This window comes from Anaerovibrio slackiae, from assembly GCF_009695585.1.
GTDB classification, from domain to species: Bacteria; Bacillota; Negativicutes; order Selenomonadales; family Selenomonadaceae; genus Anaerovibrio; species Anaerovibrio slackiae.
Genome location: NZ_VUNR01000002.1, coordinates 153,593 through 166,366, shown reverse-complemented (window position 1 = coordinate 166,366; position 12,774 = coordinate 153,593). Strand labels below are relative to the sequence as shown.

The window sequence follows — 12,774 nt, the reverse complement described above, 5'->3', positions numbered from 1 at the left end:
ACGCGAGGTTAAGTATATGAATGATTTTTTGGAAAGCAGGATTTGCAGGCTTACCTGCGTGGCACCAGTCCATATCGGCAGTGGTGAGGTGCTAAAGTCATTTGAATATTTATATGACAAGGCCAGGCAGCAGGTTTATTTTCTCAACGAAGGAAAATGGGCGCAATTCCTGGCAAGCAATAAGCTGCTGGATGAGTTTACTGCCGTTTTGGGGCGAAACGGTAATTTCAGCAGGATAAATATCTGGCAGTGGCTGCAAGGCAAAGGTTTCAGTGCTGAGGATTGCGATGAGTTTATCAAGCGCAAGGCTTTTTTAAAGGCGGATTTATCTGATAAAAAAGGCACGTTAAATGATATTTCCACTGGTGTTTGTGACGGCATCGGGAGTTTGTATGTGCCGGGCAGCTCAATAAAGGGGATGCTTCGCACAGGGATAATTTTTTATCTGCTGGAGCATAATCCTGGAATGAAAGCTAAATTTTGCAAAGAGATGTGTAATGCATTGCAGTCTGGCAACTTGAAACGGTCTTTGGGTGCATTGTCGAATAAGATGGAAGAAACATTGCTTGCATATAAAGATGATAAGGGTAATGTGCACAAGTTGCTGGCAGGCTTGCAGGTAGGTGATGCACTGGCAGGTGATATGGCAGCAGAGCCGGTGTCTGTTATTTTGCAGCGGGTGGATGGCTCGACCTATGGTGGGCGGTCAAATCAGTTTGAGAAGCATCTGCCCCTGTACTGGGAGTGTATTCCTGCTGGCAGTGAGTTTGAGCTGCGGATTTCCATGGACAGGGCTATGCTGCAGAAAATTGGCATAGGCTCTATTGAGGAAATTTTCGGCTATTGCCGCTCATTTATGCAGAGAGGCTTGAATTTGCAAGAGAAGGTCTTTGGCAGAAGGTATGGTGTCCTGTTTGATGAGGCTCAGGCTGCTGATTGCTTCCTGGGAGCAGGCACGGGATTTTTGCAAAAGAGCTTGTGGTTCAGCTTGTTTGCAGATGATGGGGAGGCAATGCGGGAACTGAAAAGCTTTTTAGACCAGTCCTTCCGGCAGCACAGGCATCGGGTGCTGGATAAGGATATTTCGCCTCGTACCATTAAACTTGCTGTCAGTGGCAGGAGGCAGCAGATGATGGGCTTGTGCAAGCTGGAGGTGATGCATAATGCCTGAATTGTGCCGCTTGGAATTGAGGCTGTCTATTCCTCCCAATGAGCAGATTCATGCCTCTATGGGCTCCGTATTTCATGGCCTGCTGATGGATATAGTTGGGAGTGATGTGGCAGCCTGGCTGCATGATGAAAACAGCCATCGTCCCTTTAGTCAGTGTGTTTATTTCAATAAAGAACTTGGTGTGCCTGTCTGGCGGATTTGCACCTTATCAGAGAAAGCACATAGGAATATCATTTTGCCAGTGCTGGATTTGATGGGTGAAAGATTATTTTTGGCGCAAAAGCATTGGGAAATTGTGCTGGAGGATATTATCAGCTACGCAGAGGCTGGCTATCAGGAGCTGGCTGATGAGGTATTTTTGGCGGAGGAATTGCCGGGGGGCGGTGTGCTGAATCTGCTTACAACTGTCAGCTTTAAGCGTGATGGGCACTATGTTATCCTGCCGGAGCTCTATCTCATGTTCCAAAATCTGATTGCCAGATGGAATAAGCTGTTTCCAGAAAATATCATCAGCGCCCAGGGATTGGAGCATGAATTGGCAAGCTGTTGCCATATTACAAAATATGCGCTTCATACACAAACTTTTTCAGTAAATAATGGAAATGTATATGGCTTTTGTGGTAACATAAGGGTAAAGTTTTCTGGCAATGATATGACCAGAAGATTGATGAATTTGATTTTCCTGTATGCTAATTTTGCCGGTATCGGCATCAAAACTGCACTGGGAATGGGAGCGGTAGATTATCAGGGATTTGCAAATCCCCGCCGTTCCTCGTAAATAGTGGCTTTAGGGGAGTTTTTTTCGGGTAATGGCTGCTTGCGTTGCCCTGAAAAAATCCTCCCCGCCGCAAATAGTCCTTTGAGGGCAGTGCTATCAAGCATCCCAGGAGATGTAGTTAAAAACAAAAATCCCCGGAAGGGGACGGAAACCAACGTAGACCACAAGGAGCACATTATATCAAGTTAAAAACAAAAATCCCCGGAAGGGGACGGAAACCGTATAAGCTGATTAGTTTTCCTATCAGTGAGGAGGAGTGTTAAAAACAAAAATCCCCGGAAGGGGACGGAAACGATGTGCAGAAGGGTGTACAAGGGCGAAATAAATTCTTGTTAAAAACAAAAATCCCCGGAAGGGGACGGAAACCGACAAACCACGGCTCGCCATCAACCTGTACAACACGTACATGTTAAAAACAAAAATCCCCGGAAGGGGACGGAAACCCCATCAGCTTCAGTGCACGCAAAAGAATCAAGTATTACGACATGTTAAAAACAAAAATCCCCGGAAGGGGACGGAAACCTGTGCCACCTGCATGAGATGGCGAGAGAACCATAAAACCCGTTAAAAACAAAAATCCCCGGAAGGGGACGGAAACCCTTTCAAATCCTAGAACAATTTTAAGTTATCTATATTGTTAAAAACAAAAATCCCCGGAAGGGGACGGAAACTATGATTGATACTGGTGTTGTTGCCGTAGAAAATAGTTGTTAAAAACAAAAATCCCCGGAAGGGGACGGAAACTGATGGCGAATTGATAGCCATCAATAATGGCTCTGCCTCAGGTTAAAAACAAAAATCCCCGGAAGGGGACGGAAACTTAATAGCCTTCTTTTGATACAAGCTCCTCAACAATTTGTTAAAAACAAAAATCCCCGGAAGGGGACGGAAACCCATTGTCAGACCACTTGTTTTCGTTGCAGTGCTCACAATAGGTTAAAAACAAAAATCCCCGGAAGGGGACGGAAACTGGCTGCGCTCCTGGACTTAATGGACGCTCGTTCATGTGTTAAAAACAAAAATCCCCGGAAGGGGACGGAAACTTTCCGCCACTAAGCTGCGGTATTCGTCGAGAGTAATTTCAAGTTAAAAACAAAAATCCCCGGAAGGGGACGGAAACCAAAATCCGTCATTCGTTTTCCCTCCTATTCTCAAACCTGGTTAAAAACAAAAATCCCCGGAAGGGGACGGAAACCCGCCGGATATAGCCTTTTCTATATCCTGGCTATAGTCTATCGTTAAAAACAAAAATCCCCGGAAGGGGACGGAAACGCTTGGACAGCTCCAATAATTCCTGGGCGGACATGTTTTCTAAGGTTAAAAACAAAAATCCCCGGAAGGGGACGGAAACGGAACCGTTTGATGCGTAGTACCGCTGGGTACATGGTTACGTTAAAAACAAAAATCCCCGGAAGGGGACGGAAACAATCATTCTCCTCTCACTTAATCCACGGGTTAATCTGGTAGTTAAAAACAAAAATCCCCGGAAGGGGACGGAAACAAATCCTTAGCGTTGATGTATTCCTCAGCATCTTCTGGGTAATCGTTAAAAACAAAAATCCCCGGAAGGGGACGGAAACTTTTACCCCACTGGCTTACTGTTTTCTTGGTCCAGAGATTGTTAAAAACAAAAATCCCCGGAAGGGGACGGAAACTTAGTTTTTACATATAGTCTTTTAAGTGTTTTAAGTTCAGTTAAAAATCAAACTCCCCGTAAGGGGACGGAAAACTTAATATGGAATGGGGAATGTATATGAGTTTTGTGTATATCACGGAAGAAAATGCCAAACTTCAAAAGAAAGGCGGCAGGTATCTGCTGGGGCGCAATCTGGAAGTGATAATGGAAATCCCGGAGGAACTGCTGGAGGGGCTGGTCTTGATTGGTCGCATTCAAGTTTCAGCTGAGGCGATGGTAAGCCTGCTGGAAAGCGGTGTGCCAGTGACCTGGTTGTCTCACACCGGAAAATATTATGGAAGGCTTTCTTCCACAAGCCATGTGGATGTGTTCCGGCAGCAGAAGCAGATACAGCTGCAAAAATCGCCATTTTTCCTGACACTGAGCAAAAAGTGCATTGAAGCAAAGGTGCATAACCAGCTTACTGTCCTGCGCCGCTACAACCGCAGGGCGAACAGCAGGGAAGTGGAGACAGCCATAAACAATATTCTGGCAATACGCAGGCACATCGGTTCAGCAGAGGATAGTGAGCAGCTGATGGGCTTTGAGGGCATTATTGCTAAGAATTATTTTGCTGCCCTGGGGAAGCTTATGCCGGAAGGCTTTGAATTTACTAAACGCAGCAAGAGACCGCCGCTGGACCCGTTTAACTCTATGCTCAGCTTCGGCTATACATTGCTCATGTATGAGATTTATACTGCTGTAGAAGGGATGGGGCTGAATCCGTATTTTGGCTATTTGCACGCATTAAAAAATCACCACCCGGCATTGGCTTCCGACCTGATGGAAGAATGGCGGGCAGTGATTGTGGACTCTATGGTATTGGGGCTGGTGCATCACAAGGAGATAAAGGCAGAGCATTTTTTCACCAAGGATGACCGTCCTGGCATTTTTCTGAGCCGTGAGGGACGGGCAATTTTCCTGCGTGCTTTTGAAAAGCGTATGCGTCAGGAAAATAAGTATATGGATGTAGATTTGTCCTATAGAAAATCTATAGTGCATCAGGTTGGACTGTTTTCTCAGGCGATGATGGCAGAAAATGCGGATATTTACAAGCCATTGAGAGTGCGCTAGAAGGTCAAGGTTATGTGTTATGGATATTGGCGTGTATGATGATTATGAGGATTATGAAGAAGTAGAGTTTATTGCCAAATCTGATAAGAGGTATATCGTTTTGGTGATTTATGACATTGTTGATAATAAAAAGCGTAACCGCATGGTCAAATGCCTGGAGCGTTATGGAGTCCGTGTGCAGAAGTCGGCATTTGAGGCGTATTTGTCCAAGAAGAAATATGAACAGCTGATGAAGGATGCCAGCAGGATTATTGACAAGGAAACTGATTCGCTGCGTATTTATTTGCTGGCAAATAATACTTCTGTGCGTTCATGGGGGATAGGTGACAAGCATATCGAGGACGTAATTATCTTTTGAGAAGGAGAAGCTGGATATGAAAAAGGTGCTTTTTTCGCCTATAGGGAATACTGATCCCATCAGGGAGTGCTACGATGGGGCGTGCCTTCATATTGTCAGGCACTATCAGCCTGATGAGGTGGTCTTGTTTTTTACAAAGGAGATGTGGGAAAGGGAGCAGGCAAATCACTGCTATACCAGGGCTATTGCTCATGTTGCGCCTGATTGCCCGGTGAGGTGCATTGCCAGTGATATAGTGGATGCCCATCTATATGATAGTTTTATCGAAGTATTGCCGGGATATATAAGGGAATTGCAGGAAGATGATACAGAAATATTGCTGAATCTCAGCTCTGGTACGCCCCAGATTAAGACGATGATGGCGATTGTAGCGGTGGAAGATGGCCTGCGCGGCATACAGGTAGTTTCACCAAACAAGGCATCAAATAGCAGGAGTGTTCCTGTTCAGGCAGGTGATGATGTAGAGGCTATGCTGGCAAATAATTTTGACGATGAGCCAGGAGCAGAAAACCGATGTCAGGAGCCTCCTTTGCAGGTGATAAGATATTTTAGTGAGCGGCAGCGAATTATGTCCTTGATTAAGCTGTACGAATATGAGGCAGCGTATGAGCTGGCCAGAGGCAGTGCCAGCATTGCTAAAGAGGCAAAGGAGTTGCTGCATCATGCGGCCTTGCGGCGGAAGCTCATGACTCAGGAGGCACGCAAGGTATGCAATGGAGTTGATGGTTTCCGTTTATTTTTGAATGTTGAGGAAATCAAAAATAGACAGTTGCAGGAGAAAGCGGAACATCTGACGGAGTACCTTGTAAATCTGGTTGTTTTTCAGCGTAAGGGATATCTTAGCGAGTTTTTGGTGAAATGCAATAATTTTTTGTTTGAGCTTCTGGAATACTATGTGCGCACGAACTGCCGGAAGCTGAATTTACGGCAGTGCATGGAAGGACGGATTGTCAGCAGGGATTTGCTGCTGGAGAAATATCCAGCACTGCTGGCAGAATTTGATGCCTGCTGGCGTGGCGGTTTCAGGGACAGCGAGCTGTCCTTTGGTTTGCTGTGCAGGGTTATTGAGTATGCCCATGCAAATGCGTATTATGATGATAAGAATAAGGCGGAGCAGGTAGCTGTTTTGCTGGGAGATGTTTTTGAGAACGGGCAGTTTAGCAGGCTACGGAATAGTTCTGCCCATACGATTAGCGATGTAACAGAGGCACTGTTCAGGGAGATGGTGGGAGCCAGTTCAGGTGAATTTCTGCAAAGAGTTGTGAAATTAGCAGGTATTGTGATACATAAACATGTGATCAAGCTTAGCGGCGTATATGACATAATTAATAGAGCTATAGCAGATAGATTGGCTGTAAGGGCATGAACAGAGTGCACGAACCAATAGTTAACGAGGTGAATTGTCATTATCTTTTGAGGGGGAGAACCTGTTTGCATTTACATAGTACCTCTATGGAATTCCATGGTCAAGTAGAATTTGAAAATTTTTGGCGAATTGCCAGCCGTCTGTCATAGCTTCTTCTTTTTAACTTTTTTTATTTTTTTCTTTTTCTTTTTTATTATATATACCGTTGCAGGGTGCGTTGCAGACTCCGTTGCAGACTCCGTTGCAGGGTGCGTTGCAGTTTGCGTTGCAGAGTGCGTTGCTGTGGGGCAACGGTGGATAATGTTATTCACAGGATATTCACAGGATGTGCACAGAGTTATCAACGATATTATCCACAACGTTATAGTTAAATTTTGCTGCTGAATTAGTGGACAATAGGAAAAATCATTGCTACAATAAAGAAAATGAGATGTGGGAATGTATTGGCTTGGGGCGATGAATATGGCTGCAATTTTGTCTAAAAAGCAGATGTCTTAGGTATGCTATACGAACGGATAAGCTGGTTGAGCAAATTATCGAAAAATATATGAGAAGGAATGTTTTTTTGACAAAATAGGCTTGTTACTGCAAGCCTAATAATTTTCACGCAAAAAAGGAATCCTGACAGTGCAGATGCCTTCGTACGTTCTGCACCTACTGCTGATAGTACGATTTCTCCATCAGAGCAGGACTCCTTTTGCTGTATTGTAGCACAATATGGTGTAATTTTCAATTATAATACGGTTTTAAGGCAGGAAATTATTTGATCATGTCGAATTAATACCATATACCGTATTGCATATAATATATAGCATGTACGATATGTGTTCGGATGAATATGCAGGAATGGAGGTGGGATATGTGGAGAGCGTAGTTTTTGTTCAGGATATAAAAAATAATACCTGGGTAACTTGTGAGGATGAAACGTATAAGACAGAGGATTTGGAGAAGATTGCCTGCGGTATTGTGCTATATCATTTTGATGATTGCTTTTTTTACAATAGCAAGGACAGGCACTGGCGGCGGATAGACGGTGTGCAGTCAGTTGAAGATTTTCAGGGCTTGATGTGCTACCATGACCTTTCCGATAGATTTGAACGGCAAATTTCCTTGAATATGGACAGGGCAATTTTTCCTTTTCGCTGGCGCATTTGCAGGAAGGAAGAAAATTCCTATGTCATGTTTGCCCTGGATATGCTGTGCGGCCCCATAAGAGTGCCATACTATGGCAATGCCCCCCTAAATTCCAGCTTGCAGTTCCTTACAATGTCTTTTTCCATGGATGTGGCTACCAGAAGGATGCTGAAAGCCCGTGAGGATTTACTTTATTACAAGAGCAATTCCTATGCCGATTATCGCAGATGTGATGTTGTTCATATTCCGCCGGTTGTTATGCAAAGCATGGTCAAGTTTCTGCAGGAGGGGGCAGGCAGGGCTTTTGGCATCAAGCCAAGTGTATTGATGGCTGTGGAGGGTGTGGGTTTTCCAGACAGGTTTATCAGCAGGCCATTTGATGTGAATATCACCTATCTGCGTAATTTTCTCGGAAAAGATGTTTTTGAAAAACATTTTCCCTGGCAGCAGAAGGATAATTTCCAGCCCTTGTGCCAGCTTTTGGGCATAGACAAGCCACCAAAGAGCTTGCGTAAGGCATATTCATTCAACCCATATGCGCCGGTGATATTTCTTATCCTGAAGCAGTGGGGGCTCCAGGATATAAATCATATACAGAAGTTTTTCGGCTATGACAGAACTATCTTTAATGTTTATTTGTCAAATTTCAGGGCAGTATTTCGGCCGGACGGGGTTGTTATAGACTGTTGTGAAAGCGGCTGTGATTGGCAGCGTCTTGGCGGATATGCAAGGTTTATTTTGGAGCGCAAGGGCGAAAAACATTTTGTCAAAGTATTTAGCAGGCTGTCCTTAAACCCTTGGAATGAATATGTCAGGGATATATTGCGTATGCTGTATGATTATCAGGGGCTTTTTTCCGAGGAAATATTGAAGCTTTTGCTGGCTCAGGGGGAAACCAGGATTGTGCATGACCTGATGGCTGAAGCAGTCAATCGCCAGAAATATCAGAATGTCAAGCTGGAATATGATGATAATAAGCTGAGGCATGGGCGGACAATGCTGAATTGTGAGTGCAGCATAGATGGCTATGAGTTCCATCTGGTCAAGGACACTGATGATTTGTATGAAATAGGCGGTGCCCTGTGCAATTGTGTCGCTTCTTATAGATGGGATGTAGTGCATTATATATCAGCTATATTTTACGTGAAAAAAGACGACAAATATCTGGCCTGTATAGAGGTCAAAGATCAAAATGCCATAGTGCAGGCATCAGGCTATTGCAATCGTGAGCTGCGTGGTACGCTTCTAGAATATTTTGCCTATTGGGCCTATGTAAAGGGCCTGAGGATTGGGAGCAAATGCCTGGAAGAATGTATCAGGTCTGCCGGCATAGAGCCGGAAAAGTTATACTATGAAGTCAGAAAACTTATGACTGCTGAAGCATATCAAAAGATGAACTTTGAGGAATTGACCGGGCTGGCCGACGAGGATATCCGTAATGGCTGGTATATTCGCTTTTTGCAGCTTTTGAATGAAAAAAGGCGATTCAGGCTGGCTGCACCGCCCTGGATGGAGTTTCTTGATGAAAGGTCATATTTGAATTATGTTTTGCCGGAAGGCGGGCGATTGATAGAGGATGCAGAAAAAGGTGTCCGTGAGGCTATGTTTGTCTTGGGCGTTATGTATTTGCAGGGAAGGCTGCTTATGCCGGATTTGGAAAAGAGCAGGCATTGGCTGCTCAAGGCTGAGAGAAAGGGCAGCAAGATGGCCGCAGGCTTTCTTGAAAGGCTGAATATTCCTGAGAAACGGCTGCATCTGATGGATGACTTGAAGCTCATGGAAGGCCTGATGAAGATGCGGCAGCGGGCGAGAAAAGCAGGATTGCTGCTGAATTAGTGGACAATAGGAAAAATCATTGCTACAATAAAGAAAATTAGATGTGGGAAATGTGTATACCTGGAGCGATGAGTATGGTTGCAATTTTGTCTAAGAAGCAGATGTCTGAGGAAGATATAAAATTTCAATACATAACGCCTGCCATTACTGCAAAATGGGATTCGGGCAGAATCACTATGGAAACGAGGATTACGGATGGCAGGGTGAATATTAAGGGGAATGTGACTTTTAGGGAAAATCCTAAGAGGGTAGATTATTTGCTGTATTTCCGGGATTGGTTTGCCCCGGATTTCTTTGACCTGATTATCGTGGATGAGTGCCACAGAGGTTCCGCCAAGGAAGAAAGCCGCTGGCGCAGGGTGCTGGGATAGAATGGTTCAACAGGCGATAGCGCAGGTACTGACACCAATCTACGAGCCGCAGTTTTCGGAAACCAGCTACGGATTCAGACCGAATCGCAGAGCCCATGATGCACTCAGAAAATGCCAGGAATATGCCAATGACGGATACTGCTATGTTGTGGATATGGATTTGGAGAAATTCTTCGATACCGTAAGTCAGAGCAAGCTGATAGAGGTACTGTCAAGAAGCATAAAAGACGGCAGGGTGCTGTCGCTGATTCACAGGTATCTCAATGCGGGAGTAATTCAGCATGGGATATTTGAGAGGAGCGAGAAGGGTGTACCGCAGGGAGGTCCGCTCAGCCCTTTACTGAGCAATGTAATGCTGAACGAGCTTGACAAGGAACTGGAGAAGCGTGGGCACAAGTTTGTGAGATACGCTGATGACTGTATGATTCTGTGCAAAAGCAGGAAAAGTGCGGAAAGAACTATGTCGGGCATATCCAAGTTTATTGAGAGGAAGCTGTTTCTCAAGGTGAACAAGGAGAAAAGCGTTGTGGCACATATAAGCAAGGTAAAGTTTCTAGGATATGGATTTTACATATTCAAGGGAAAATGCCGGTTCAAGCTTCACGAAAAGTCTAAGCGGAAGATGAAGCGCAGATTATGTGAAATACTCAACCGCAATAAAGGAATAAGCAATGAAGCACGTCAACGCAGGTATATGCAATATATAATAGGTTGGCTCCAATATTTTAAGCTTGCCGATATGAAAGCAATACTGGAGAACGTTGACGAATGGATAAGGCGCAGGGTAAGAGCGGTGTACTGGAAACAATGGAAGAAAGTAAAAACTAGATACCGTATGATAAGGCGGTATGGTATTCCAGAATGGAAGGTGCATGAAATGGCAAATTGCCGCAACGGAGCATGGAGAGCGGCACTAATGCTAAAATCTGTTCTAACGAATAAAGAAATAGCCAGTCAAGGCTATATGCCTATGACTAGCTATTACCTGCAAATTTATAAAAACTAGAGAACCGCCGTGTACCGAACGGTACGCACGGTGGTGTGAGAGGTCGGGAGATTTTATAGAATCTCCCTCCTACTCGATGAACCATGAAAATAAATTTTGTGTAAAATTTTGATACTATCTAGTTATTTTTTTATAATGCGGTATGTCTGGTCAATAGTGATACCGGTTTCTACATCGTAGGTATCAATAGAAAAGCTGTTTTTTGTGATGCGCACCACAGAATAGGTAGGCTTCCAGCTTTGGCTACGGGCTGCAATATAGTCCTGAGGCTGGCCGATGAGCTCATAAAATTTGGAGCCGGTAGCAGAGTTGGAGGATATATACAGGATGCCCTTTGGATTGATAACAGTTCCCTGTTTCATGTCAGCAATGGTATAGCAATTGTTATTCTTTACGAATTCATACTTGACAGACTTATTCTTGAGGGCTGTATCCAGTGCCTTGTGGGATTCACCGGACTGGCCTTCTCCCTTGTATTCAGCAAAATCAGGATGTACCTTGCCGTCACCGCTTATCTGGTAGCTGCGGGAATAGGTATGGTCGTGCCCCTGCAGTACCACATCTATCTTATTGGCATCAAAAACAGGTGTCAGCTTTGTCCTGAGCAGCATGCCGTCAGAATCGGAGTGGTCAAGTCCACTGCCGTAAATATCCTGATGCATTACCACAATGCGCCACTGGGCAGATGGATGGGCGGCTACGGCCTTCTGCACCAAGGCCTCACTGTCCGCTGCATCATAATTATTGGCATTCAGCACGATGAACAGTGCTGGTCCGTAAGTGTAGTAGTAACCATGTCCTGCATTGGTTTTGGCTGTGCCCTGATAGGCGTTAGGAACATTGAAGTGGTTCTGATAGCCGGCAGTCATGCTGTCATGGTTGCCAACGGTTGTGGCAACAGGAATGTTGCGCAATGCTTTGGCGGAAAGATAGCCTGCATACTGGATTTCCTGCAGCTTGATTTTCTCATTAGAATGATTGGCTGCAACTTCATTGATCTGGTCGCCAGGGGAAACAATGAAATTGATATCGGCCTGCTGATAAAGAGCGGCGTTCAGGGTTTTGTTCCAGTTGTAGGCATCGTTTCTGGCTGCCAGTTCACCATCCTGCTTATTTCCTTCTGCTGAGGTCTGCCCCTTGGAGGCACCAATCTGAGGATCGCCTACATACATAAAGGCAAATTCATCAGGATTGCCTGTCTTCAGGGTCTGGGCAGCCTGCCACTGGCCGTTGAGCTTTACCTGATACCAGTAGGTGGTGTCAGGCTTCAGGTTTTTGACGGTCACTTTGTTGGTATAGTAGGTAGTATCATCTATGGTTGTGCCTGGCTGGGTGGTGCCTTTATATATGCTGCTGTTTTTCATATTGGCATTGTCAGCAATGCGAATTTCGGCATTTTTTGCCTGTTCCTTTGAGTACCAGCCAAAGTTCAGCTGGCTGGCATCCTTGCCCGGGGCAATGGAAACCTGCTCATAATCTGTCTTTATGCTTTCCCAGCCTGCTTTCCACTGCTGCCAGTTTACATCGCCAATCTGGGTGGCTACGATTGTATCCGGCGTGCTGGAAGCATCGTTCCAATGCTCGGTTGCGGCAAAGCAATTGGAGGCAACGCAGAGAGCTGCCATTATGGACACAACAAGACGTTTTTTGCTTTTTAAGAGCTTCATGGTATAAATCCTCCTGATAAAAGTATAAATTATGTATATCAAATAACAGGTTCAATATATCACGAAATTATTATGTTACGATTTAGGTTTTGTAATTGTTTTGTAAATTTCAGTTTGCCGTCGTGGTAGTATGATACTTCGGGAACATTAACGGATGAATTTTGTGAGTTTGTGCACTCTGTTCAGACTAAAAATGGGCTGAGCGGGACAGCTCCCCATAGAAAACACGCTCTCGCTCCTAGTTGTACCTAGCGGATGCTAAACTCACGCTTCGCCTTCGGCTCGCGTATCGTTAAGCACCGAGGTACAACAAAGGTTTTCTATGGGTACTGTCCTCA

8 protein-coding genes, 1 pseudogene and 1 CRISPR repeat array are annotated in these 12,774 nt (G+C 44.9%); of the genes and pseudogenes, 8 read left to right on the top strand and 1 reads right to left on the bottom strand.

Features of this window, described 5'->3' with window-relative positions; all coding sequences use genetic code 11:
- Positions 1-16 precede the first annotated feature (16 nt).
- The 8 genes and pseudogenes from csm5 to ltrA all read left to right on the top strand — a co-directional run bounded on the left by csm5 (position 17) and on the right by ltrA (position 10,769).
- Positions 17-1,171, top strand: a complete 1,155-nt coding sequence (gene csm5, locus FYJ84_RS01710) for a type III-A CRISPR-associated RAMP protein Csm5 (protein WP_154405503.1) — start codon at positions 17-19, stop codon at positions 1,169-1,171.
- Positions 1,164-1,949: a CRISPR system precrRNA processing endoribonuclease RAMP protein Cas6 gene (gene cas6 / locus FYJ84_RS01705; protein ID WP_154405501.1), complete on the top strand. Its 786-nt coding sequence runs from the start codon at positions 1,164-1,166 to the stop codon at positions 1,947-1,949. The genes csm5 and cas6 overlap by 8 nt, the downstream gene beginning before the upstream one ends.
- 117 nt (positions 1,950-2,066) lie before the next feature.
- Positions 2,067-3,678: a CRISPR direct-repeat array (repeat unit 35 nt; unit sequence GTTAAAAACAAAAATCCCCGGAAGGGGACGGAAAC).
- Positions 3,679-3,702: 24 nt separating this feature from the next.
- Positions 3,703-4,698: a CRISPR-associated endonuclease Cas1 gene (gene cas1 / locus FYJ84_RS01700; RefSeq protein WP_154405499.1), complete on the top strand. Its 996-nt coding sequence runs from the start codon at positions 3,703-3,705 to the stop codon at positions 4,696-4,698.
- 19 nt (positions 4,699-4,717) lie between these two features.
- Positions 4,718-5,056 carry a CRISPR-associated endonuclease Cas2 gene (gene cas2 / locus FYJ84_RS01695; protein WP_154405497.1) on the top strand — a complete coding sequence of 113 codons (339 nt, stop codon included), beginning with the start codon at positions 4,718-4,720 and terminating at the stop codon, positions 5,054-5,056.
- Between the two features lie 16 nt (positions 5,057-5,072).
- The gene (csm6, locus tag FYJ84_RS01690) at positions 5,073-6,422 is read left to right on the top strand and encodes a type III-A CRISPR-associated CARF protein Csm6 (RefSeq protein ID WP_154405495.1); all 1,350 of its coding nucleotides are present in this window, start codon (positions 5,073-5,075) and stop codon (positions 6,420-6,422) included.
- A gap of 861 nt (positions 6,423-7,283) precedes the next feature.
- A complete protein-coding gene (locus FYJ84_RS14860; RefSeq protein WP_205764047.1) occupies positions 7,284-9,392 on the top strand; it encodes a PcfJ domain-containing protein in 2,109 nt (702 codons plus the stop codon).
- 266 nt (positions 9,393-9,658) lie between these two features.
- Positions 9,659-9,757, top strand: a pseudogene (locus tag FYJ84_RS14990) (DEAD/DEAH box helicase family protein); the annotation flags it as partial.
- 7 nt (positions 9,758-9,764) lie between these two features.
- The gene (gene ltrA, locus FYJ84_RS01675; RefSeq protein ID WP_154405492.1) at positions 9,765-10,769 is read left to right on the top strand and encodes a group II intron reverse transcriptase/maturase; all 1,005 of its coding nucleotides are present in this window, start codon (positions 9,765-9,767) and stop codon (positions 10,767-10,769) included.
- A gap of 122 nt (positions 10,770-10,891) precedes the next feature.
- Here ltrA and FYJ84_RS01670 read toward each other — a convergent pair whose 3' ends face one another.
- Positions 10,892-12,436 (bottom strand): purple acid phosphatase family protein, encoded by a 1,545-nt coding sequence (locus tag FYJ84_RS01670; RefSeq protein ID WP_154405490.1) that lies wholly within the window; start codon positions 12,434-12,436, stop codon positions 10,892-10,894.
- Positions 12,437-12,774 lie beyond the last annotated feature (338 nt).